Genomic DNA, 23,615 nt, shown 5'->3' with positions numbered 1-23,615 from the left:
GTGGTCCTTCAGCCCGTGATTTCCGAGAGGCGCACGGCCCGCCCTTCCGCGACCGACTTCAGCGCCGCTTCCGCCAGAGCCAGTGCCTTCAGCCCGTCCTCACCCGTGGTGGGCGGCACGGTTTTGTCGGTCACGGCCTTGATGAAGGCGGTGATTTCGGCGGCGTAGGCTGCCGTGTAGCGGGTCATGAAGAAGTCGAGCAGCGGCGGCTTGTGGTAGCCGCTGGCATCAGCCACCTCGATGTTGGCTTCGCGCAGGTTCTCGGCAGCCACCATGCCCTTGGCACCCAGCACCTCGATGCGCTGGTCATAGCCATAGACCGCACGGCGGGTGTTGGTGATGATCGCCTGACGGCCCGAAGCGGTGCGCAGGATGATGTTGACGCTGTCAAAGTCACCGCGCTTGCCGATTTCCGGATCGACCAGAACGGAGGCAGAGGCCATCACCGTTTCCACTTCCTCGCCCAGCAGCCAGCGGGCTACGTCGAAGTCATGGATGGTCATATCGCGGAAGATGCCGCCCGAACGGGAGATATACTCATACGGAGGGGGCGAAGGATCGCGGGAGGTGATCGTCACCATCTCCACATCGCCAATGCGGCCGCTGTCGATGGTGGCCTTGAGCGCGGCGAAATGCGGATCGAAGCGGCGGTTGAAGCCGACCATCAGCGTGGCGCCGGTTTCCTTCACCGTCTTCAGGCAGTCCTTGACGCGCTGGACGTTCAGATCCACCGGCTTTTCGCAGAAGATGCCCTTGCCGGCGCGGGCGAAGCGCTCGATCAGGTCTGCATGGGTGTCTGTCGGGGTGCAGATGATGACGGCATCCACATCCTTTGCCGCTTCAATCTCGTCGATGGTGCGGATGGAGCAGCCATGCTCCGCCGCCAGCGACTGAGCTGCCGCAGCGACGGGATCGGCCACGGCAATCAGCGTGGCTCCTTCCGTTGCGGCGATCGCCTTGGCATGGACGCGGCCAATCCGCCCTGCCCCCAATACTGCGAAACGCATTGTCATGTCGGTCTTTCCTAAATTAACCCGCAACACCTCAGATCGTGCCGCCGAGCGAACCCTCGAGTTCAGCCAGTTCCTTGCCGCCCGCCATCAGGTCCTGCAATTCTTCCGGCTTGATTTCCCCGCGTTTTGCGGTGCCCAGCGTCTTGCCGCGGTTCAGCACGGTGAACCGGTCCCCTACGGCCATGGCATGGCGCACATTGTGGGTGATGAAGACGACACCGATGCCGCGCTTGCGCACCTTGTCGATGGTTGCCAGCACGTTGGAGGTCTGACGCACGCCGAGCGCGGACGTCGGCTCGTCGAGGATCAGCACCTTGGCGCCGAAATAGACCGCGCGGGCGATGGCAACCGTCTGGCGCTCGCCGCCCGAAAGCGTGCCGACCGCCTGTTCCGGCTCGCGCAGGTGAATGCCCATGTTGGCCATTTCCTCCAGCGTCACCCGGTTTGCCTTTTCGAAGTCGATGAAGCGGAACGGGCCGAACTTCTTCTCCGGCTCACGGCCCATCCAGAAGTTCCGGGTGACCGACATCAGCGGGATCATCGCCAGATCCTGATAGACCGTGGCAATGCCTGCGCCCATGGCGTCACGCGGGCTGTTGAAGACTGTGGCCTTGCCATCCACCAGGATCTCGCCCTTGGTCGGCTTGTGCACGCCAGCCATGGTCTTGATGAAGGTGGACTTGCCGGCGCCATTGTCGCCCAGCAGGCAGTGGCATTCTCCGGCCTTCACGTCGAAGCTGACGCCAGCCAGCGCGATCACGGGGCCGAAATGCTTCTCGATGTTGCGCAGTTCGATGAGCGGGGCGGACATCAGCGTTCTCCCGTGATCATGCGGCGGATGTAGGTGTTGAGGATCACGGCAAGGATCAGGATCGTGCCGAGGAACACCCGGAAGAGTGAGCTCTCGGCGCCCGAGAAGAACAGGCCCTGCTGCACCACGCCGAAGATGATGGCGCCTAGCGCCGCGCCAATGACCGAACCATAGCCGCCGGTCAGCAGCGCACCGCCGATGACCACGCAGATGATGGCCTCGAACTCCTTCAGCAGGCCGCGGTCCGCGGCCGCCGAGCCGAATTCGATCACCTGGCAGGTGGCAAACACGGTGGCGCAGAATGCGGTGAACATGAACATCAGCACCTTCACCCGGTTGACCGGCACGCCGACATAGCGGGCGGCCTGTGCGTCACCACCCGACGCAAAGATCCAGTTGCCGAACTTGGTGCGCGTGAGAAGGATGTGACCGAATGCAACGAGCAACAGCGCCCAGACAACCAGCATCGGCACGCCTTCGACCACCGGCAGCCCGGCCTTGGGACCTGCCACGAACTTGCCGACAAGGCCGAGATCGGCGAACCAGACGAAGAGATCCTTGAAGATGACGCCACCGAAAAGGAAGGCAAGCCAGTCGTTTGCGGCCAGTTCCTTGACGCCGCCAATGATGGTCTGGCGGGTGGTGAGGATCGACAGCCAGATGGTGAGGCCACGCAGGATGTAGAGGAAGGCCAGCGTCACGATGAAAGATGGCAGCCCGGTCTTGATCACCAGCATGCCATTGAGCCAGCCCAGCGCCACACAGATAACGAATGCCGCAATGATGGCGGCCCAGATGGGCCAGCCCAGCTGAACACTGAGAATGGCGATCACGATGCCGGCAAAGCCGATCATGGAGCCGACGGAAAGGTCGAATTCACCGGAAATCATCAGCAGGCAAGCGCCCACGGCGATGATGGCAAACTGGGCGGACACCACGGTCCAGTTCATGATGCCTTCCGGCGCGAACATGCCGGAGTTGCCCGCGATCAGGAGGAAGAAAAGGAAGACCAGAACGGTGCCGGTGGTCGCACCCAGCTCGGGCCGGATCATGGCACGGCGCAGGGCCGAGACCTGCTTGATGCGCTCGTCCGTCATGAGTTGCCTCGATTTTCAGGAAAGTCTGTTGCAAGGGGCCGGGGCATTTCTGCACGCCCCGGCCGGGGCTGAAAACTGGTTTCAGATCAGCTGCTTACCGGTACTGACCGGCGTATTTCTCAACCAGTGCGATGTTGTCCTTGGTGACGAAGCCCGGGCCCGAGTTGATCGAGTTGCCCGGAACGACGCCATAACGCGCGTAGTTGGTGAGGATCACCACAGGCAGATAGCCCTGCAGATAGGGCTGCTGGTCGATGGCGAAGTTGATGGTGCCAGCCTTGATGGCATTGGCAATTTCCGGCGAAAGATCGAAGGTGCCGAAGAAGATCTGGCCAGCCTTGCCATTCTGCTCCAGCGCAGCAAGCGTCGGATGCGCCGAGGTGGGGCCGAGGGCGAGGATCGCACCCGTGTCCGGGTTGGTCTGCAGATAGGCCGAGACCTTGTTCTGGATTTCGGACGGGTCCTGACCGGCGTCGATCATCTGGTTGCCGAGTTCCACGCCGAGTGCGGCGGCAAAGCCCTGGCAGCGCTCCACGGAAGCCGGGTTGGTGATGTAGTGGTTCACACAGAGGAACGACTTGGCACCGGCTGCCTTGGCCTTTTCGCCCGCGCCGAAGCCTGCGTCATATTCCGGCTGACCCACATGCAGCAGTGCACCCAGGTTCTTGGACTGCTCGATGGTGCCGGAGTTGATGGTGATGACCGGAATGCCCTTGGCCACCGCGTTGGAAATCGGGCCGGACAGCACATCATAGTCAGCGATGGTGACGATGATGCCATTCGGGTTGGATGCTGCCGCCTGCTCCACGATGCGGGCCATGTCGGCCAGGTCACCGGTCGGCGGGTTGCGGTACTCGACGCTGACCTTCATCTGGTCACCGGCAACGGCGATGGCATTCTTGATGGTGTTCCACCAGCTGTCGCTGTCCGGCGCATGGCTGACCAGGACGAACTTTTCGCCTTCAGCAGCAGCCGGAGCAGACAGGCCAGCCACGGCGATGGCCGCAGCGGCAATGGCGGTAAGCGCTTTTCTCATCATAACCTCCCAGAGTGCGGATCCGCCGGCTCCCCCCGGCGGAGTCCCGGCCCGGATATGTCCGGGCTTCGGGTGTAGAATATTCATTCCATTTTTAGGTTTGATGCAACAGTTTTTTTATGGTGCGGCTTTTCGCCCGGCACCAACGGCCACCGCCAGCGTGATGGCGAGCGAAAGCGTCGCCGACAATGCGCGGAAGGCGCCGAAGTCCACTTCAGCCACACTCAGCACCGTGGCATCCAGCTTCTGCAACGGGCTCATCACCGTGTCGGTGATGGCAATGACCGGCACGCCCTGGCCCCGCGCAAACTCCGCCAGTTCAACGGTTTCACCGCTGTAGGGCGAGAAGGTGATGGCCACCAGCGCATCGCCCGGCCGGATGGCATGGCGGTGGTCGAGCTTGCCGACACCATCATGCAAGAACGCTGGAACATCCATCTTTTCAAAGGCATAGGCAAGATAAGAAGCCACAGGAAAGGCACGGCGGAGACCCACGAGATGCACCATTCCGGCCTCGGAAAGAATCTTCACTGCCCGGTCCAGATTACGGCTGTCGATGCTGCTGGCGAGGTTTTCCAGCGACATGCGCCCCGCATCAATGAACTCCGCAAGCAGGGCCGAGGGACTGCCCGCGCCGCTTTCGCGCAGGTTTCTGAGCCGTGTCGCGTAGTCCGGCCAGCCCTGCGCATAGGCATCACGGAACAGGCGCTGCATCTCCGAATAACCGGAAAAACCAAGGATCTTGCAGAATCGCATCAGCGCCGAGGGCTGCACACCGGCGGCAAGCGCCATCTCGGCCACCGTTGAAACGGCAATCCGGTCCGTGTTCGCCGCCAGATACTCCGCGCATTGGCGCAGGCGTTTTGGCAGGGTTTCTGCCGCTTCCAGCAACCGGGCATGGAAGGCTTCGATGGTGCGCGGGGCCGATGGATGCGACATTGTTGTTTTGCCAGTCTTTTGATCCTGCTTGACAAAACAGGATAGCCGCAGGATGACGTGAATGGAACAAAAATTCCATTTTGTTCGGGAGGAAATCAATGACACTGGGGATTGGCCTGATCGGAACAGGCTTCATGGGAAAGGCGCATGCCCTTGCCTGGCGCAACGCGCGCGCTGTCATGGGCGATGTGCAGGATGTGCGGCTGGAGGTGCTGTGCGACACGCCGGAAGACAAGGCCGCCGCCTTTGCTAGCCAGTTCGGCTTTGCCCGCTCCACCGGAGACTGGCAGGCGCTGGTCAATGACCCGAAGGTGGATGTGGTGTCGATCACCACGCCAAACCGTTTCCACAAGGATATGGCGGTTGCTGCCCTTGAGGCGGGCAAGCATGTGTGGTGCGAGAAGCCGATGGGCCTGACGCTGGCCGAGGCCGAAGAGATGGCCGCCGCAGCCGCCCGCTCCGGCAAGCTGACCATGACGGGCTACAACTACACCCGCAATCCCGCCTACCGCCATGCGCAGAAGCTGGTGCAGGAAGGGCGGATCGGCCGTATCGTGCATGTGCGCGGCGCGGTGGATGAAGACTATCAGGCCGACCCGGACCTGCCCTGGACCTGGCGGGCGAAGCTTGGCGAGGCCGGCCTTGGCGCACTGGGGGATATCGGCTGTCACCTGATCAGCCTGCTCTGCGGCATCTGCGGCCCCATCGAAAGCCTCATCGCCGACATGCAGACCGTGCACGAAACCCGCCCCCTGCCGGATGGCACCGGCCGGGGCAAGGTGGAAAACGAGGATACGGCCACGGCCATCCTGCGCTTTGCCAATGGGGCACAGGGCTCCTTTGCCGCCTCACGCTCTGCCTGGGGGCGCAAGAACCGGCTTGGCTTTGAGATCCACGGCACCAAGGGCATGATCATCTATGATCAGGAGCGGATGAACGAGCTGCAGCTCTTCGTCAACGAGGGGCCAAAGGCCGAGCAGGGCTTCCGCACCATCCTCACCGGGCCGGATCACGATGTCTACGGCGCCTTCTGCCCTGCCCCCGGCCACCAGATCGGCTTCAACGACCTGAAGATCATCGAGGCTGCCGATTTCCTGCGCGCCATCGAAACCGGCACCCGCCCCTGGCCGGATTTCGCAGCCGCACTGGAATTCGAAAAGGTCATCCACGCCATCGCGGAAGCGGCACGCAACGGCACGCGGGTGAGCGTGTAAGATCAACAAGAAGGCCGGAGCAGCACCTGCTCCGGCCTTAATTGAATGCGCTCTTCCTGCCCTCCCCTCTCCGTCGTCTTCCCGGACGCAGCGGAGCAGAGATCCGGGACCGGTGAGCCGGGGTTTAAGTTGGTTGCCTTTGGAGCCATAGCCGAGGGGCCTTGGCTCACCGGTCCCGGCTCGCGCTGCGCTTGGCCGGGATGACGAAGGAGAGGTCTTTCCTTCAGCGTGGACCGGAGCGGCGGATGCTCCGGCCCCTACTTTTCAACGGCTTACAGCCCCGTCCACACCCCGCCCGCAGATGACGAGCGGATGCAGGCATCGATGAAGCGCAGGCCGGCAAGCCCATCACCGAGGCCCGGCAGATGCTCCGGCATGGCCACCGGTCCGCCGTTGCGTGCTGTGCGGATGGCAACCGCCGCCTCACGGTAAAGCGTGGCGAAGGCCTCCAGATAGCCCTCAGGATGCCCCGAAGGCACCCGCGTTACGGCAGCGGACGCCGGTCCCGTGCCTGCCCCGCCGCGTGTGAGCCGGCGGCGCGGTTCGCCGAAGGGGGTGAACCACAGATGGTTCGGGTTTTCCTGCTCCCACTCCAGACCGCCCTTGTCCCCATAGACGCGCAAGCGCAGCCCGTTCTCGTTGCCCGGCGCAACCTGGCTGGCCCAGAGCATGCCGCGCGCGCCGCCAGCAAACCGCAGCAGCACGTTGACATTGTCATCCACCCTGCGCCCCGGAACGAAGGTGCTGAGATCGGCCAAAACTTCGGACGGCGCAAGCTGCGTCACGAAGGTGGCCAGCTGGAAGGCATGGGTACCGATGTCGCCGATGCAGCCGCCCGCGCCCGAACGTGCCGGGTCAGTGCGCCAGGCGGCCTGCTTCTGGCCGCTTTCCTCCACCGCTTCGGTCAGCCAGTCCTGCGGATATTCCACCTGCACCACGCGCAAGGTGCCCAGCTCGCCATTGGCGATCATCTCCCGCGCCTGCCGCACCATGGGATAGGCGGAATAATTGTGCGTGAGCACGAACAGCCGCCCGCTTGCCTGCCCCAGCCTCACCAGCTCTTCCGCATCCTCCAGCGTCGAGGTCAGCGGCTTGTCGCAGATCACGTGGATACCGGCTTTCAAAAAAGTTCGGGCCACTGGAAAATGCAGGTGGTTGGGTGTGACGATAGACACTGCCTCGATGCCATCCGGCCTTGCCGCTTCCGATGTGGCCATCGCCTCAAAGCTGGCATAGCAGCGCTCCGGATCAAGCCCCAGCTCTCTGCCAGACTGGCGCGCCCGCTCCGGGTCCGAAGAAAGGGCACCAGCCACGAGATCAAAGTCACCATCCAGCCTTGCGGCCATGCGGTGGACCGCGCCGATGAAGCCGCCCTGTCCGCCGCCAACCATGCCGAGGCGCACGCGGGCGCCTAGTCCCGCATCGCCCCTTGCTTCAATTGCCATGTTCCGGCCCTCCCTCAGCCAGCCGTTGCCGGGGCAAGGCCCAGCATGCGCCGGTTCGCCGCATCATCCGCCCCGCTGGCGGCAAAGTCATCAAAGGCCTTTTCCGTCACCCGGATGATGTGGTCCGCGATGAAAGGCGCGCCTTCGGCAGCACCGTCTTCCGGATGCTTGAGGCAGCATTCCCATTCCAGCACAGCCCAGCTGTCATAGCCATGCGCCGTCAAGCGCGAGAAGACGCCGGAGAAATCCACCTGCCCGTCGCCCAGTGAGCGGAAACGCCCGGCGCGGTTGATCCACGGCTGATAGCCGGAATAAACGCCCTGACGCCCATCCGGATTGAATTCGGCGTCCTTCACATGGAAGGCGCGAATGCGCTCGTGGTAGATGTCGATGAACGCCAGATAGTCGAGCTGCATCAGCATGAAATGCGAGGGGTCATAGTTGATGCAGCAGCGCGGATGGCCGCCAACGCGCTCCAGGAACATCTCGAAGCTGGCACCATCGAAGATGTCTTCACCCGGATGGATTTCGTAGCACAGGTCAACGCCCGCCTCGTCATAGGCATCCAGAATGGGCCGCCAGCGCCGGGCCAGTTCGTCAAAGGCCGTCTCGATCAATCCCGCAGGCCGCTGCGGCCAGGGATAGACATACGGCCAGGCAAGCGCGCCGGAAAAGCTGACACTGGCATTGAGGCCGAGATGGCGCGAGGCCTTGGCCGCCTTCAGCATCTGATCCACCGCCCAGGCCTGCCGCGCAGCCGGATTGCCATGCACCGCCGCCGGGGCAAAGCCATCAAATGGCACGTCATAGGCCGGATGAACAGCCACAAGCTGCCCCTGAAGATGCGTTGAAAGCTCGGTGATCTCCACGCCCGCCTCGCGGCACATGCCCGCTATGTCATCGCAATAACCGGAAGAGGATGCGGCCTTGTCCAGATCGAACAGGCGGCTGTCCCAGGTTGGAATCTGCACCCCGCGATAGCCGAGGCTAGCCGCCCAGTTCACTATGGACTTGAGCGAGTTGAACGGCGCCGTATCCCCGGCGAACTGGGCCAGAAACAGACCCGGACCCTTCATCGTTTTCATGCGCACCTCCCGAGCGATGACAAAAACCCCTTGCTCCGGGCTTCACCTGCCTGCAGGAGAGGCGCCGGTCTGGCGTGCTGGAACATGTTTCTGCATTTCATCCGGCAGGGGTAACGCGGATGCAAGCCGTGGATTATCATGCTCCAGACGGCCCACCGAGCTTATGTAAACCTTTTTATTTCGTCTGTAAACATTTACAGACGCATTTTGGAAAGGCATAGGTCAGAGGTTGCATATAGCCTTGCATCCAGGCAGAAACAGGGATCAGCATGCAGAGCAAGACCGCCACAATCGAGGACGTCGCCCGCCTCGCCGGGGTTTCCATCGCCACCGTCAGCCGCGCGCTGCACCATCCGGCAAAGGTGGCGGAGGCAACGCGAAAGAAGGTTCTGGCAGCCATAGACAGCACAGGCTTCACCGCCAATGCCATGGCGCAGAGCCTTCGGCTGAAAAGCACACGCATGATTCTCGCTATTGTCCCCGACATCGGCAACACCTTCTTCGCCAGCATCTTGCGCGGGCTGGAAGCCGTGGCGCAGCGGCGCGGCTATGGCCTGCTCATCGGCAACAGCGAGAATGATCCTGCCCTTGAGGAAACCTATGTGTCCTACCTGCGCTCGGGCAAGGTGGACGGGCTGGTGCTGCTTTCGGGCCGCCTGCCCTGGCCTGCGGGCAGCATTCCGGCCAACCCGCCGCCGATGATTTCGGTCTGCGAAGAAATCGAAATGCCCGGCCTGCCTTTCATCGGCATCGACAACATGGCCGCAGCACGGCTCGCCGTGGAGCATCTGATTTCTGCAGGCCACCGTCGCATTGCCTATGTGGCAGGCCCGGAACGCAACATCCTGACGCGCCAGCGGGAGGAGGGTTATGCCGTAGCGCTCGCAGCCGCGGGCATTCCGCTCGACCCCACCCTGCTGCTGCCCGGCGACTTTTCCATCGAAAGCGGTATCCGGGCCGCAGCCAGCATGGACGGCATGAAGGATCCCCCGACGGCCTTCTTCTGCATCAGTGATGAAATGGCCATCGGCGTGATCATGGAGCTGACCCGGCGCGGCCTGAAGGTGCCGGAAGATGTGGCGGTGATGGGTTTCGACGACATCCAGTTCTCCAGCTGCACCAACCCGCCGCTGACCACCGTGCGCCAGCCCCGCCGCGAGATCGGCGAGGAAGCCATGGGCGTGCTTCTGGACCTGATCGAAACCGGCACTCCGCCCTCACTGCGCCGGGTCCTGCCTGTGGAAATCGTCGTGCGCGGCAGCACGGGGATGCCCGCCAAAGCAAGGTGAGCGCGCAAGCAGGCACCAGGCACTGAGTCGCCCCGGCCAAGCGCTCCGCTTCGCCCCGGGGCGACGCTGAGTGTTTGGCACAGCTGTGCTTCTGCTTCTACATCGGGAGCGCCTCAGCTGTCCGCCATCTTGCTGCGGCCTGCCCCGAACCGCCCCACCCAGCCACTCTCCCGGTTGTCCTTCCGAATATTTACCCCTTTCAAGCGGCACACGCTTGTGCTATGAATTTTATGTAAACGATTACAAAGAACCCAAAGAGGTCGTGAAATCGTTTCAATGGGAGGAGACCATATGAAAATGTTTCGTCACGCCCTGCTGGCCACGGCGATGTGCCTGGTCATGCCTGCAACAGGTCAGGCCGCAGAAATGAAAGCTGAAGTCCTGCACTGGTGGACGTCGGGAGGAGAATCCGAATCCATCAAGGTGTTTGCAGAAGCCTTCAAGGCCAAGGGGGGTGAGTGGATAGATTCCGCCATCGCCGGTGGCCCCAATGCCCGCACGGCAGGCATCAACCGCATCGTCGGCGGCAATCCGCCAACCGTGATGCAATTCAACACCGGTCTTCAGTTCGATGAACTGGTCGCAACCGGCATGCTGCGCCCGATGGACGAGGTCGCGGAAGCCAACAAGTGGCGCGATGTGCTGCCGCCGGACATCATCACCGCAACCACGCGCGACGGCAGCTTCTATGCGGTGCCCGTCAATATCCACGGCCAGAACTGGCTCTTCTACAATCCGGAGGCTCTTGCCAAGGCAGGCGTGGAACCGCCGCAGACCTTTGCCGATATCATTGCCGCAGGCCCCAAGCTGCGCGAAGCCGGCATCGTGCCCTTCGGCCATGGCGGCCAGAACTGGCAGGATCATCTGCTGTTTGATGCCATCCTCGTGGCGGAAGCGGGCAAGGATGTCTTCCAGAAGGTCTACGCCAGCCGTGACACGGAGGCGGCCAGAAGCGGATCTTTCCGCAAGGCAGCCGAAACCTTTGCCGCCCTGCGCGAACTGACGGACGAAGGCAGCCCGGGGCGCAACTGGAACGACACCACCAGCATGGTGATCACCGGCAAGGCCGCCATGCAGGTCATGGGCGACTGGGCCAAGGGCGAATTCACCGCAGCAGGCCTGACTGCCGGCAAGGACTTTGGCTGCACCGTCATGCCCGGCGGCTATGTCATGGGCGGCGACGTTTTCGTCTTTCCCAAGATCGATGATGCCAGCGCGCAAGCAGCTCAGGCCGCGATGGCCGAACTGATGCTGGCACCTGAAACCCAGGTCACCTTCAACACGAAGAAGGGTTCTGTTCCGGTCAGACTGGATGTGGATGTGAGCGGCATGGACAGTTGCGCACAAACCGGCATGGCCGCCCTGAAGGACCCCGAGCAGCAAGTGCCCAGCATCAACTTCATCGCATCGCCTGATCTGGTCGGTGCCACCCGCGATGTAATCACCCAGTTCTGGAGCACGCCGTCCATGACGGCAGATGACTTCGTCGAGCGGTTTGTTTCCGCGATGCAGTCAGCCGGCTGAACCGGACAAGGCTCCGGCGGCCCCAAGCAGGATTGCCGGAGCTGTCAAACCGGACTCATCAAGGGGTATGTAACCATGACCATAGCTCTACCGGCCGTCCGGCCGGAACGGGGCCGCACGCGCAGACGGCGGAATCTGGCTGCCACACTGGCCCTCGTCCCCACGGCACTTATTGTTCTGGTGGTCTTCGTGGGCTGCCTGCTCTGGACCATCCGCCTGTCCTTCACCAGTTCCAGACTTCTGCCAGTTCTGGATTGGGTGGGTCTGCAGCAATACTCCCGCCTCTTCGCCAACGAGCGCTTTCTGCTCTCGGTCGAAAACATCGCCGTCTTCGGCGTGCTCTTCATCGCCGGTTGCCTGATCCTCGGCTTCCTGATGGCGGTCTTCATTGATCAGAACGTGCGCGGTGAAGCCCTGTTCCGCACCATCTTCCTCTATCCCTATGCCATGTCCTTCGTGGTCACCGGCCTTGCCTGGCAGTGGTTCCTCAACCCCACGCTCGGCCTGCAGCAGATCGTCCGCGACTTCGGGTTCACAAGCTTCCAGTTCGATTGGCTCGTCAATCCGGACATGGTCATCTACACGCTGGTGATCGCGGGTCTTTGGCATGGCGCTGGCCTTGTCATGTGCATCATGCTGGCGGGCCTGCGCGGCATTGATGCCGACCTTTGGAAGGCCGCCCGAATCGACGGCATTCCCGTATGGCGCACCTATCTGTCCGTCGTGCTGCCTCTGCTCGGGCCGATGATCATCACCGCGGTGGTCCTGCTCGCGACCGGCGTGGTCAAGCTCTATGACCTTGCCGTCGCCATGACCCATGGCGGACCGGGTATCGCCTCGGAAGTGCCCGCGAAATTCGTCATGGACCACTTCTTCGAGCGCAACAACATCGGCCTCGCCACCGCCGCTGCCACGGCCATGCTCATCGCCGTCACCAGCGTTCTCGCTCCGTGGGTCTATGCCCGCTACATGCGGCCGCAGCAGGGGAGGCACGCATGAGCCAGACCGTCATCCCTTCCGGCCGCAAGCCACAGCGCCTGACGCTCGCCCGCGCCGGGGTCTATGCCTTCCTGCTGATCAGCGCTTTGTATTTCCTGCTGCCGCTGTGGATCATGCTCATGACTTCGCTGAAGGACATGGAGGAAATCCGGCTCGGCAGCATCCTGTCATGGCCGGAGGAGCTCACCTTCGATGCCTGGGTCCGGGCCTGGTCCTCTGCCTGTACCGGCCTTGATTGCACCGGCATCAGCAACGGCTTCTGGAACTCCCTGAAGATCCTCGTGCCGTCAGTGTTCTTCTCGGTCGCCCTGGGCTCTGTCACGGGCTACGCCCTGTCCTTCTGGCGGGTGCGGGGCGCGAACCTGATGTTCGGCATCCTGCTGCTTGGCGCTTTCGTGCCCTATCAGGTGTTCCTCTATCCGCTGGTCCGCATCTTCGCCACCACCGGCATCTACAACTCGCTCCTGTGCATCGTGCTCGTTCACGTCATCTTCGGCCTGCCGCTGATGACCCTGCTGTTCCGCAACTATTATGCGGGCCTGCCCATCGAGCTGTTCAAGGCGGCCCGTGTAGATGGCGGCGGCTTCTGGACGATCTTCCTGCGGGTCATCCTGCCCATGTCGGCGCCGATCCTCATCGTCGCCACCATCCTGCAGGTCACTGGCATCTGGAACGACTTCCTCTTCGGCCTCACCTTCGCCGGGCGGGAAAACCTGCCGATGACGGTGCAGCTCAACAACATCGTCAATTCGACCCAGGGCGAGCGCGCCTACAACGTGGACATGGCCGCCACCATGCTCACGGCGCTGGTTCCGCTCGCCGTCTATTTCCTCTCGGGACGCTGGTTCGTGCGGGGCATCGCCGCCGGCGCGGTCAAGGGATAACGCCATGTCTGCTGTTTCAGTCCGTGACGTCACTGTAGCCTTCGGCCAGCACCGCGTGTTCGACGGCATGTCGCTCGATATCGAAGCCGGGGAATTCATCGTCCTGCTTGGCCCATCCGGCTGCGGCAAGTCGACCCTGCTCAATGCCATCGCTGGTCTTCTCGATATCAATGAAGGCCAGATCCACATCGGCGGGCGCAATGTCACCTGGGAAGAACCCAAGGACCGGGGCATCGCCATGGTGTTCCAGTCCTATGCGCTCTACCCGCGCATGAGCGTGCGGGAGAACATGTCCTTCGGCCTGCGCATGGCCAAGACACCCAAGTCTGCGATCGAGGCCAAGGTGAGCCGGGCTGCGGACATGCTGCAGATCAGCCATCTGCTCGACCGGCGCCCCGACCAGCTTTCCGGCGGCCAGCGCCAACGCGTTGCCATTGGCCGTGCGCTGGTACGCGATGCGGATGTGTTCCTCTTCGACGAGCCGCTGTCGAACCTCGATGCACAATTGCGCAATGAACTGCGCGTCGAGATCAAGCGCCTGCACCAGCAGATGCAGAACACGACGATGATCTACGTGACCCACGACCAGATCGAGGCGCTGACGCTGGCCGACCGCATTGCCGTGATGAAGGACCAGAAGATCCAGCAGCTCGGCACACCGGCGGAGATCTATCATCACCCGGCCAATCTCTTCGTGGCCGGTTTTGTCGGCAGCCCGCGGATGAATTTTATCGAAGGCATGGTGCAGCCGGGCGATGGCGCCCCCGTTTTCACCGCGCCGGGCATTCTCCAGCCGCTGAGCCAGTACCGCTTCCGCGAGCCGGTGCGTGCCCCCATGCAGGCAACGCTGGGCGTGCGCCCTGAGCATGTGCGCGTCAACACCCCCGATGCCCAGCCGGGCTTCCGGGTCGATCTGCTGGAAACCCATGGCGCCGACAATCTGATGTGGTGCGCCAATGACAGCGTTTCGCTGCAGATCCGCCTGCCCGGCACCATTAGCTATCCGCTCGGCACCCCGGTCAGCCTCGCCTTTGACGCGGACCAGCTTTCCCTTTTTGGCGGTGAGGATGGCGAACGCCTCTGAGCCGGGCCCTTCTTCCCTCATCTCACTGGAGCACTCGACATGCAGGACATCATCTCCATCCAGCTTTATTCACTGCGGGATTATGGAAACCTCGCCCATCAGCTTGAGACGCTGGCCTCCATCGGCTTACGTCATGTGGAAACCATCGGCTCGCATCTGGCCAATGCCACGGAAACCCGCGCCCTTCTCGATCAGCACGGGATGACCGCCCCCTCCGGCCACGTCGGGCTGGCGGACCTGCGCGAACGGTTCGACTGGGTGGCAGATCAGGCTGCTGCCATCGGCATTTCCCAGCTCTACATGCCCGCCGTTCCCCCCGGCGAGCGCGAGGGCATGCCCGCTGACTACTGGCGCAAGCTTGGCGTGGAGCTGGGCGAAATGGCCGTGCGGATGAAAAGCCGCAACATCGGCCTTGGCTATCACAACCACCATTGGGAGCTGTTCCCCTGCTCCGATGGCGCGATCCCTTTCGACCTGCTGATTGAGGCCTCTGCCGGTTCTCCGCTGACGATCGAAGCCGACCTTGCCTGGCTGGTGCGTGGCGGCGCAGACCCGCTCGCCTGGATGAATGAGCACAAGGACCGGCTGTCGGCCATCCACGTGAAGGACATCGCTCCGCAGGGCGAGAACCTTGATGAAGACGGCTGGGCCAATGTGGGTGCAGGCACGCTGGACTGGCCTGCGCTGCACGAAGCCGCCCGCAGCCATGGCGTCCGCCTCATGGTTCTGGAACATGACAAGCCAGCCGATGCAGCTGCCTTTGCCCGCCAGAGCTACGCCTATCTCACCGGCCTTTCCGGCGAAGCCGCCAAGACCGTCCGCAGCGCCTGAAGGAACGCACACAAATGAAGACCATGAAACTCGGCATCATCGGCTGCGGCAACATCTCCGATGCCTATCTGACCGGCGGCGCCAAATCGCAGATCGTTTCAGTGAAGGCGGTGACGGATCTCAATGCAGAGGCAGCCCGCGCCAAGGCGGAGGCCTATGGCGTCGAGGCCATGACCGTTGACGCCATGCTGGCCGATCCGGACATTGAAATGATCATCAACCTGACGGTGCCGCAGGCCCATGCCACCGTCAGCGGATCGATCCTTGCGGCCGGCAAGCACGTCTATTCCGAAAAGCCCTTTGCCGTCACATACGCGGAGGCGAAGGAAATGGTGGCTTCCGCCGATGCCAAAGGACTGAGGATCGGCTCGGCACCGGACACGTTCCTCGGCGCTGCCCATCAGCGCGCGCGGGAGCTGATTGACGAAGGCAGGATCGGCAAGGTGGTGGGCGGCGCCGTCACCTTCGCTACCCCCGGCATGGAAATGTGGCACCCCAACCCGTTCTTCTTCTTCCAGAGGGGCGGCGGGCCGGTGCTGGATATCGGCTGCTATCCGATTACCCAGCTGGTCAATTGCCTGGGGCCGGTGGAAAGCGTCGTGGCTCACGCCTCACGCGGGCGGGACAAGCGCGTCATCACCAGTGAGCCGCACAACGGCAAGGAATTGACGGTGGAGGTGCCGACCACGGTCAATGGCGTGCTCGCTTTCGCCAACGGCGCCAATGTTGCCTTCACCGCGTCCTGGGACGTGTGGAAGCACGGGCGCAAACCGATCGAGTTCTACGGCACGGAAGGCAGCATCCTCAACCCGGACCCGAACTTCTTCGGTGGCGAGGTTCTCCTGTCTGCCCGCAATGGCGACTGGGAAGCGCAGGACATCTCGCACCTGCCTTTCGGCGCGCCGAACCGCCCGTTGCGCGATGGGCGGGAGGTCGCCGACTACCGCATGGCGGGCGTCTTCGACATGGTTGCCGCCATCCGCTCAGGCCGCCCGCACCGTGCAAATGGCGCGCTGGCGCTGCATGTTCTGGAAATCATGGAGAGCCTTGAGCGCGCCTCTGACGAAGACCGCCGCATCACGCTGGAAACCAGGTGCGAGCGGCCGGAAGCCGTGCCGCATGGGGCTGATGAGACCGTCTTCCTCTGACGCTTGAAAGCTGAGCAGGGGCAGCTTGCACGGCTGCCCCTGCCTCGTCCGGAATTAGCGGAACAGCAGCACCGGCACCTTGCAGGAGCGCAGCATCTGCGTCGTGGTGGAGCCGATGATGAGATTGCGCAGGCGTGAGTGGCCATAGGCACCCATCACCAGCAGGCCGATGCCATTGTGCTCCACATTCGAGGAAATCACCGGCTCCGGATCGCCCGGTACAATGCCGGTGAGCACATCAAACCCTGCGGATTTCAGCTTGTCTTCGGCCGCACTCAGGCTCCCCTTCTGTGCCGTGGTGGGCTCGCCGGCCATCAGCAGGTGGATATGCAGGCCTGAAAAAAGCGGGCTCCGGGCAATATACTCCACTGCCTTCACAGCACTGGGGCCGCCATCAAAGGCGACGAGCACCTTTTCCACCGGACGGAAGCTGCGGGCCGCGACCAGCAGCGGCCGGGACACGCTGCGGGCCAGGCGCTCCAGATTGGACCCCAGATGCAGCGTCTCGAAATCGGCGGCTTCTCCGCGCTTGCCCACGACCAGCAGTTCGGCACCGGCCTCAATCCCGGTCACTGCCTCCACCACCTCGCCGTGGCGCAGGCGGCTGGAGACGGCGGCAGCCCCGCGCTCACGCACCAGCGCCTCGGCATCGTCCAGAATGGCGCGGCCATGCTCATGCGCCACCCGCGCCCGCTCTTCATCCAGACGGGCCAGCTCGCTCAAGAGCGCGGTGCGCGCCCCCAGCGCGATGGAGCCGCTGTAATCGGCACTATGCACGGCCTTGCGCACCAGCACGTGCACGAGATCCACGGGCAGGCCAAGGCGGGAGGCTGCCCAAACCGCATGTTCGCAGACGCTGGGCGCATAGACCGAGGCATCAAGGAGCGCAGTGATGGTTCTGGCTGTCATGGCTTTGTCCTCCATCAGTGGGCCGTCAGCTTGTCGAGCGCGCCCGGCTTGTCATGCAGCGCAAGCTTGTCGACGATGGTCTCACTGGCCTCGTTGAGGCCCGTGATGGTGACATCCGCTCCCTCCCTCCGGAATTTCAGCACCACCATGTCCAGCGCCGAGACGCTGGAAATGTCCCAGATGTGCGCGCGGCTGACGTCGATTGTGACCCGGTCCAGCGCTTCGCGGAAGTCAAAGGCTGAATAAAAATCCTCGACCGAGGCAAAGAACAGCTGCCCTTCAACCACATAGGTGCGGCTGCGGCCATCGGCGGACAGCTCCGAGGTGACGCGGAACAGCTGGGAGATTTTCCAGGCAAAGAATATGCCAGACAGCAGCACACCCACCAGCACACCGATGGCAAGGTTATGGGTTGCCACCACACAGATGACCGTTGCCAGCATGACGATGGAGGAGGAGCGCGGATGGCTGCGCAGGTTGAGGATCGATGACCAGCTGAAGGTGCCGATTGACACCATGATCATGATTGCCACCAGCGCAGGCATAGGGATCTGCTTCACCCAATCCCCCAGCACCACAATGAGAAACAACAGGATGACGCCCGCCGCAAAACAGGACAGGCGGCCGCGCCCGCCGGATTTCACGTTGATCATCGACTGCCCGATCATGGCGCAGCCCGCCATGCCGCCAATGAAGCCGGTCGCAAAATTAGCAAGCCCCTGCCCGATACACTCCTGATTGCGGTCGGAGGGCGTATCGGTCAGTTCATCGACCAGCTGCTGGGTCATGAGGGACTCCAGCAGGCCCACGGCTGCAACAGCCGCCGAGTAAGGCAGCACGATCAGGAAGGTTTCCAGCGTCAGCGGCACATCCGGCAGAAGGAATACCGGCAGGGTTGAGGGAAGCTCACCCATGTCACCAACCGTGCGCACATCAAGGCCGAACCAAATGGCAAGGCCGGTCAGCACGAAAATGCAGACCAGAGGGGATGGCACCGCACGGGTGATGAAAGGAAACAGATAGATGATCCCGAGACCGGCTGCCGTCATCACATAGGTCAGCGGCGTCACGCCGGTCAGTTCGGGCAGCTGCGCCATGAAGATGAGGATCGCCAGCGCATTGACGAAACCGGTCATCACCGAGCGCGAGACGAAGCGCATGACATGGCCCAGCCGCAACAGCCCTGCCCCCACCTGCAGCACACCGGCGAGAATGGTCGCCGCCAGCAGATATTGCAGGCCATGCTCCTTCACCAGCGTCACCATCAGCACGGCTGTTGCCGCCGTCGCGGCGGAAATCATGCCCGGCCGCCCGCCTGCAATGGCGGTGATGACGGCGATGGAGAAGGACGCATAGAGGCCAATCTTGGGATCAACCCCGGCGATGATCGAAAAGGCAATGGCCTCGGGGATGAGTGCAAGGGCGACCAGCAGGCCCGAGATCAGGTCGGCGCGCACGTTGCCGAACCACTGGTTCCGGTAAGCGGTGATTGAAATCATTGAGTATCCGTTCAGATGATCAGCGCAGAGCAGGACAGAGAGCCCCTGTCAGACATTCTTGCTAGCAGGATCAAGTGAATTGTCCGGCGGATCGGCGGCCGGAAGAGCCACCCGGAATTGCACCGGGTCCAGATGACTTATGAGGTTTTACCTAACCCGGCTGACGCTGCGATGCAACAGCGCAAGCGCGCAAAAATGCTGCGCAAAGTGAGTCTGGAATGTGCGATCCGGCACACGCTGGCTGCATATGCCGGATCACGGGAGATCAATGGTTCAAAGGCTCATGGTCGCAGCGACGGCTGATTTCCAGGCGCCGTATTTGCGCTGGCGCTCCTCTTCGCCAATGGCAGGCTCGAAGCGCTTTTCAATGGCCCAGCTTTCCGCAAAGCCGTCCATGTCGGGATAGACACCCGCCGCCATGCCTGCGAGCCAGGCTGCGCCCAGAGCCGTTGTTTCCAGCACCTGCGGCCGGTCCACCGGGGCACCGAGGATGTCGGAGAGGAACTGCATGGCCCAGTCGCTGGCACTCATTCCGCCATCGACGCGCAGCACGGGCTTTCCGGCGGCATCCGTCCAGTCCACCTGCATGGCTTCCAGGAGGTCACGGGTCTGGTATCCGACGCTTTCCAGCGCCGCCTTGGCAAACTCGGCCGGACCGGAATTGCGTGTGAGGCCAAAGATCGCGCCGCGGCAATCCGGGCGCCAGTAGGGCGCACCGAGGCCGGTAAACGCAGGCACCATGATCACGTGCTGGCCGGGATCGGCCTGTTCGGCCAGCGGCTGAGTTTCCTTCGCCTCGCGGATGATCTTCAGCCCGTCGCGCAGCCACTGCACCACGGCACCGGCAATGAAGATGGAGCCTTCCAGCGCATAGGTGCGCTTGCCGCCGATCTGATAGGCAATGGTGGTGAGCAGCCGGCTCTGCGAGACGACCGGCTTGTCCCCGGTGTTGAGCAGGGCAAAGCAGCCTGTGCCATAGGTGGATTTCAGCATGCCCGGCTTGAAGCAGGCCTGCCCCACGGTGGCAGCCTGCTGGTCACCGGCCACACCCATGATCGGGATTTCGTGGCCGAAGAGGTCGGCGCGGGCGTTGCCGTAGTTGGCGGCGCAGTCCTTCACTTCCGGCAGCATCCCCATGGGAATATCGAGAAGCTCGCAGATCTCCGCGCTCCACTCGCCCTTGTGAATGTCGAACAGCAGCGTGCGGGCAGCGTTTGTGGCATCCGTGGCGTGGACGGCGCCTGCCGTCAGCTTCCAGATGAGAAAGCTGTCGACCGTGCCGAACAGCAGCTCACCCTTTTCGGCGCGGGCGCGGGCGCCCTCCACGTTGTCGAGGATCCACTTCAGCTTCGTGCCGGAGAAATAGGGATCAAGCAGCAGGCCGGTGCGGGCGCTGACCATCGCCTCATGGCCCTCGTCCTTCAGCTTGCGGCACAGGTCAGCCGTGCGCCGGTCCTGCCAGACGATGGCATTATAGACTGGCTGGCCGGTGTTGCGGTCCCAGACCAGCGTTGTTTCGCGCTGGTTGGTAATGCCAATAGCGGCAATGTCACGGCCCATACGCCCGGCGCGCTCAATGGCAGCGCGGCAGGAACCGGCTGTCGTCGACCACAGATCCGACGGGTCGTGCTCCACCCAGCCGGACTGGGGATAGATTTGCGGAAATTCCTCCTGCGCGCTCGCAACCACCTTCATGTGCTTGTCGAAGAGGATCGCGCGGCTCGAAGTCGTGCCCTGGTCGATGGCAAGAATATAGGTCAAGTCAGCCTCCTCGATTGCACCAGCCGCAGAAGCCCCTCCGCCATGCTGCGCGGGGGAAGCATCTTGTTGTTCGATGAAACCGGCGCCATGGCAATTTCCGCCAGGACCCGGTCAGCTCAAAGGCGGGACCTTACGGCCCCGCCTCTGATTGTCGATAGCTAATTACTTATTTCCACGAGGCAATCAGCTCATCATAGGAAACGGTAATCGGCTGTTCCTTCTCGTCCGGGATCTTGCGCTTGGGTGCGCCCGGCTGATCGAACCAGAACTCGGCGCTCTGCTCCTCGTTCAGCTTCGGACCGATATCGCCCTGCACACCGGCACGCTCCAGGCGCTCAAGCACCTTTTCCTGCTCTGCACAAAGCGCATCCATGGCTTCCTGCGGGGACTTTGCACCGGAAGAAGCATCACCAATGTTCTGCCACCACAGCTGAGCCAGCTTCGGATAGTCCGGAACGTTGGTGCCGGTCGGCGACCACTGCAGACGTGCGGGCGAGCGGTAGAACTCGACCAGACCGCCAAGCTTCGGTGCACGCTCGGTGAAGCTGTCATGCGCAAGAGTGGACTCGCGGATGAAGGTCAGGCCGACATGGCTCTTCTTCACGTCCACGGTCTTGGAGGTGACGAACTGGGCATAGAGCCAGGCCGCCTTGGCACGGTCCACCGGAGTGGACTTCATCAGCGTCCAGGAGCCTGCGTCCTGATAGCCGACCTTCATGCCCTCTTCCCAATACACGCCATGCGGCGAGGGAGCCATGCGCCACTTCGGCGTGCCGTCCTCGTTCATGACCGGCAGACCCGGCTTGACCATGTCTGCGGTGAAGGCGGTGTACCAGAAGATCTGCTGGGCAATTTCGCCCTGGGCAGGCACCGGACCGGCTTCGCCGAACACCATGCCGGCAGCTGCCGGAGGCGCGTACTTGTTCAGCCACTCGATGTATTTGGTAATCGAGTAGACCGCGGCCGGGCCGTTGGTGTCGCCACCACGGGCCACGCAGGAGCCGACCGGCTGGAAGCTTTCATTGACGCGGATGCCCCATTCGTCGACAGGAAGGCCATTCGGCTCACCCTTGTCGCCGGCACCAGCCATCGACAGCCAGGCATCGGTGAAGCGCCAGCCGAGAGACGGGTCCTTCTTGCCGTAGTCCATGTGGCCATAGACTTTCTTGCCGTCGATTTCCCGGCCGGTGAAGAACTCGGCGATATCCTCATACGCCGACCAGTTCACTGGCACGCCGAGCTCGTAGCCATATTTGGCCTTGAAGTCCGCCTTGTTCTTCTCGTCGTTGAACCAGTCATACCGGAACCAGTAGAGGTTCGCGAACTGCTGGTCGGGAAGCTGGTAGAGCTTGCCATCCGGGCCGGTCGTGAACTTGATGCCGATATAGTCGTTCAGATCGAGGCCCGGATTGGTGACATCCTTGCCTTCGCCTGCCATCCAGTCGGTCAGGTTGCGGGCCTGCTGGTAGCGCCAGTGGGTGCCGATCAGATCCGAGTCATTGATATAGGCGTCGTAGATGTTCTCTCCCGACTGCATCTGGGTCTGCAGCTTCTCAACCACATCGCCTTCGCCGATCAGATCATGGGTGATCTTGATGCCAGTGATTGCCGTGAAGGCCGGGGCCAGCACCTTGGCCTCGTATTCATGGGTGGTAATCGTTTCGGAGACGACCTTGATCTCCATACCCTTGAACGGAGCGGCAGCGTCAATGAACCACTGCATCTCGGCTTCCTGATCGGCGCGCGACAGCGCCGACATGTCGCCGATTTCCGCGTCGAGGAACTTCTTTGCTGCCTCCATGTCAGCAAAGGCGCTTCCGCTTCCAACCAGCATGGCGAGCGCCATGGCGGTGGAGGTGTAAAACACTCTCATTCCATTTCCTCCCGAAGTTTCATGATCGTGAGATCAGGTTACCTGCCCGTCAGACCCAGCGGAAAACCGCCAGGGCATAAACCAGACAGGCGATCAGAGCCCCCCACAAGGGAGCACCGAAGGCGGCGAGCCAACCAAGCGTGATGAAGGCTGAGCCCAGAAGGGTTATGAAGAGACGATCCCCCCGGGTCGTCTCGATCCGGAGCACACCGGTGCGCGGTGTCTCCGGAAAGCGGATCGCAAGCACGGTGAAGGTCACCAGCAGCGACGCGATCGTTGCGAAGAAAATCGCGGTCGGAACAGTCCAGGCCATCCAGTCCATATCTGTCTCCCTCAGATCAGACGCGGCCCAGGGCAAAGCCCTTGGCGATGTAGTTGCGGACGAAGTAGATCACCAGCGCACCGGGAATGATGGTCAGCACACCGGCAGCAGCCAGCACGCCCCAGTCCATTCCCGACGCCGAGACCGTGCGGGTCATGGTGGCCGCGATCGGCTTGGCATTCACCGAGGTGAGCGTACGCGACAGCAGCAGCTCGACCCAGGAGAACATGAAGCAGAAGAAGGCGGCCACCCCGATGCCGCTCGCGATCAGCGGCATGAAGATCTTTACAAAGAAACGGCCGAAGGAATAGCCGTCGATATAGGCCGTCTCGTCGATTTCTTTCGGCACCCCGCGCATGAAGCCTTCCAGGATCCAGACGGCCAGCGGCACGTTGAACAGGCAGTGCGCCAGAGCGACGGCGATATGCGTGTCGAACAGTCCGACCGAGGAATAGAGCTGGAAGAAGGGCAGCGCGAAGACGGCCGGCGGGGCCATGCGGTTGGTCAGCAGCCAGAAGAACAGGTGCTTGTCGCCGAGGAACGTATAGCGCGAGAAGGCATAAGCTGCCGGCAGCGCCACGGTAATCGAGATCACCGTGTTCATCACCACATAGATCAGCGAGTTAACATAGCCCATGTACCAGCTCGGATCCGTGAGGATCGTGATGTAATTGGCCAGCGTCGGGTTCTGCGGCCACAGCGAGAAGGTGGACAGGATCTCCGTGTTGGTCTTCAGGCTCATGTTGACGAGCCAGTAAATAGGCAGCAGCAGGAAGATCAGATAGACAGCCATCACCACGGCGCGGGAGCTGATGCCTGTGCGGGCAGAGCTGCGGCGCCGGGCCGGGATGG

21 protein-coding genes and 1 other annotated feature are annotated in these 23,615 nt (G+C 62.5%); of the genes, 8 read left to right on the top strand and 13 right to left on the bottom strand.

Annotation, left to right across the window (positions count from 1 at the left end; genetic code table 11):
* Positions 1 to 8 precede the first annotated feature (8 nt).
* The 5 genes from iolG to V6L75_RS19355 all read right to left on the bottom strand — a co-directional run bounded on the left by iolG (position 9) and on the right by V6L75_RS19355 (position 4,896).
* Positions 9 to 1,013: an inositol 2-dehydrogenase gene (gene iolG, locus V6L75_RS19375; RefSeq protein WP_123195107.1), complete on the bottom strand. Its 1,005-nt coding sequence runs from the start codon at positions 1,011 to 1,013 to the stop codon at positions 9 to 11.
* 31 nt (positions 1,014 to 1,044) lie between these two features.
* Complete coding sequence (locus tag V6L75_RS19370) at positions 1,045 to 1,824, bottom strand: ATP-binding cassette domain-containing protein (RefSeq protein ID WP_334253121.1); 780 nt, start codon at positions 1,822 to 1,824, stop codon at positions 1,045 to 1,047.
* Positions 1,824 to 2,921, bottom strand: a complete 1,098-nt coding sequence (locus V6L75_RS19365; protein ID WP_334253120.1) for an ABC transporter permease — start codon at positions 2,919 to 2,921, stop codon at positions 1,824 to 1,826. Before V6L75_RS19365 ends, V6L75_RS19370 begins: the two co-directional genes overlap by 1 nt.
* A 94-nt stretch (positions 2,922 to 3,015) precedes the next feature.
* The gene (locus tag V6L75_RS19360; RefSeq protein ID WP_334253119.1) at positions 3,016 to 3,957 is read right to left on the bottom strand and encodes a sugar ABC transporter substrate-binding protein; all 942 of its coding nucleotides are present in this window, start codon (positions 3,955 to 3,957) and stop codon (positions 3,016 to 3,018) included.
* Positions 3,958 to 4,074: 117 nt separating this feature from the next.
* Positions 4,075 to 4,896: a MurR/RpiR family transcriptional regulator gene (locus V6L75_RS19355; protein ID WP_334253118.1), complete on the bottom strand. Its 822-nt coding sequence runs from the start codon at positions 4,894 to 4,896 to the stop codon at positions 4,075 to 4,077.
* Positions 4,897 to 4,994: 98 nt separating this feature from the next.
* On the opposite strand from V6L75_RS19355, the gene V6L75_RS19350 reads away from it, so the two are divergent.
* On the top strand, positions 4,995 to 6,110 hold the full coding sequence (locus V6L75_RS19350) for a Gfo/Idh/MocA family protein (protein ID WP_334253117.1): 1,116 nt from the start codon (positions 4,995 to 4,997) through the stop codon (positions 6,108 to 6,110).
* Positions 6,111 to 6,382: 272 nt separating this feature from the next.
* On the opposite strand, the gene V6L75_RS19345 is transcribed toward V6L75_RS19350, so the two are convergent.
* Both V6L75_RS19345 and V6L75_RS19340 read right to left on the bottom strand, forming a co-directional pair.
* Positions 6,383 to 7,555 (bottom strand): Gfo/Idh/MocA family protein, encoded by a 1,173-nt coding sequence (locus tag V6L75_RS19345; protein ID WP_334253116.1) that lies wholly within the window; start codon positions 7,553 to 7,555, stop codon positions 6,383 to 6,385.
* A gap of 14 nt (positions 7,556 to 7,569) precedes the next feature.
* Positions 7,570 to 8,640: a sugar phosphate isomerase/epimerase family protein gene (locus tag V6L75_RS19340; RefSeq protein ID WP_334253115.1), complete on the bottom strand. Its 1,071-nt coding sequence runs from the start codon at positions 8,638 to 8,640 to the stop codon at positions 7,570 to 7,572.
* A gap of 269 nt (positions 8,641 to 8,909) precedes the next feature.
* Here V6L75_RS19340 and V6L75_RS19335 point away from each other — a divergent pair, with 269 nt between their 5' ends.
* From V6L75_RS19335 to V6L75_RS19305, 7 genes are all read left to right on the top strand, one after another.
* Positions 8,910 to 9,929, top strand: coding sequence for a LacI family DNA-binding transcriptional regulator (locus tag V6L75_RS19335; protein ID WP_334253114.1), 1,020 nt, complete (start codon positions 8,910 to 8,912; stop codon positions 9,927 to 9,929).
* A 291-nt stretch (positions 9,930 to 10,220) separates the two neighbouring features.
* Positions 10,221 to 11,453: an ABC transporter substrate-binding protein gene (locus V6L75_RS19330; RefSeq protein WP_334253113.1), complete on the top strand. Its 1,233-nt coding sequence runs from the start codon at positions 10,221 to 10,223 to the stop codon at positions 11,451 to 11,453.
* Between the two features lie 75 nt (positions 11,454 to 11,528).
* Positions 11,529 to 12,452: a carbohydrate ABC transporter permease gene (locus tag V6L75_RS19325; RefSeq protein WP_334253112.1), complete on the top strand. Its 924-nt coding sequence runs from the start codon at positions 11,529 to 11,531 to the stop codon at positions 12,450 to 12,452.
* Positions 12,449 to 13,336 carry a carbohydrate ABC transporter permease gene (locus tag V6L75_RS19320; protein WP_334253111.1) on the top strand — a complete coding sequence of 296 codons (888 nt, stop codon included), beginning with the start codon at positions 12,449 to 12,451 and terminating at the stop codon, positions 13,334 to 13,336. Before V6L75_RS19325 ends, V6L75_RS19320 begins: the two co-directional genes overlap by 4 nt.
* 4 nt (positions 13,337 to 13,340) lie before the next feature.
* Positions 13,341 to 14,420: an ABC transporter ATP-binding protein gene (locus V6L75_RS19315; protein WP_334253110.1), complete on the top strand. Its 1,080-nt coding sequence runs from the start codon at positions 13,341 to 13,343 to the stop codon at positions 14,418 to 14,420.
* Between the two features lie 39 nt (positions 14,421 to 14,459).
* On the top strand, positions 14,460 to 15,251 hold the full coding sequence (locus V6L75_RS19310) for a sugar phosphate isomerase/epimerase family protein (protein ID WP_334253109.1): 792 nt from the start codon (positions 14,460 to 14,462) through the stop codon (positions 15,249 to 15,251).
* 14 nt (positions 15,252 to 15,265) lie between these two features.
* Positions 15,266 to 16,399: a Gfo/Idh/MocA family protein gene (locus tag V6L75_RS19305; RefSeq protein WP_334253108.1), complete on the top strand. Its 1,134-nt coding sequence runs from the start codon at positions 15,266 to 15,268 to the stop codon at positions 16,397 to 16,399.
* 54 nt (positions 16,400 to 16,453) lie between these two features.
* On the opposite strand, the gene V6L75_RS19300 is transcribed toward V6L75_RS19305, so the two are convergent.
* From V6L75_RS19300 to V6L75_RS19275, 6 genes are all read right to left on the bottom strand, one after another.
* A complete protein-coding gene (locus V6L75_RS19300) occupies positions 16,454 to 17,308 on the bottom strand; it encodes a universal stress protein (RefSeq protein WP_334253107.1) in 855 nt (284 codons plus the stop codon).
* A gap of 14 nt (positions 17,309 to 17,322) precedes the next feature.
* On the bottom strand, positions 17,323 to 18,807 hold the full coding sequence (locus V6L75_RS19295; RefSeq protein WP_334253106.1) for a SulP family inorganic anion transporter: 1,485 nt from the start codon (positions 18,805 to 18,807) through the stop codon (positions 17,323 to 17,325).
* Positions 18,808 to 18,884: 77 nt separating this feature from the next.
* Positions 18,885 to 18,940 (bottom strand) — a sequence feature (sul1 is cis-regulatory element that is thought to sense ions involved in sulfur or methionine metabolism; They are found in Alphaproteobacteria).
* Positions 18,941 to 19,080: 140 nt separating this feature from the next.
* The gene (gene glpK, locus V6L75_RS19290) at positions 19,081 to 20,568 is read right to left on the bottom strand and encodes a glycerol kinase GlpK (RefSeq protein WP_334253105.1); all 1,488 of its coding nucleotides are present in this window, start codon (positions 20,566 to 20,568) and stop codon (positions 19,081 to 19,083) included.
* A 166-nt stretch (positions 20,569 to 20,734) separates the two neighbouring features.
* The gene (locus V6L75_RS19285; RefSeq protein WP_334253104.1) at positions 20,735 to 22,441 is read right to left on the bottom strand and encodes an ABC transporter substrate-binding protein; all 1,707 of its coding nucleotides are present in this window, start codon (positions 22,439 to 22,441) and stop codon (positions 20,735 to 20,737) included.
* A 49-nt stretch (positions 22,442 to 22,490) separates the two neighbouring features.
* Positions 22,491 to 22,763, bottom strand: a complete 273-nt coding sequence (locus tag V6L75_RS19280) for a DUF2160 domain-containing protein (RefSeq protein WP_334253103.1) — start codon at positions 22,761 to 22,763, stop codon at positions 22,491 to 22,493.
* Between the two features lie 16 nt (positions 22,764 to 22,779).
* The gene (locus V6L75_RS19275) at positions 22,780 to 23,556 is read right to left on the bottom strand and encodes a carbohydrate ABC transporter permease (RefSeq protein ID WP_334253147.1); all 777 of its coding nucleotides are present in this window, start codon (positions 23,554 to 23,556) and stop codon (positions 22,780 to 22,782) included.
* Positions 23,557 to 23,615: the final 59 nt, after the last annotated feature.

The organism is Pannonibacter anstelovis, from assembly GCF_036881715.1.
In the GTDB taxonomy this organism is placed as follows: Bacteria; Pseudomonadota; Alphaproteobacteria; order Rhizobiales; family Stappiaceae; genus Pannonibacter; species Pannonibacter anstelovis.
The sequence above is the reverse complement of the archived record's forward strand: the minus strand, read 5'-3'. Positions and strand labels throughout refer to the sequence as shown.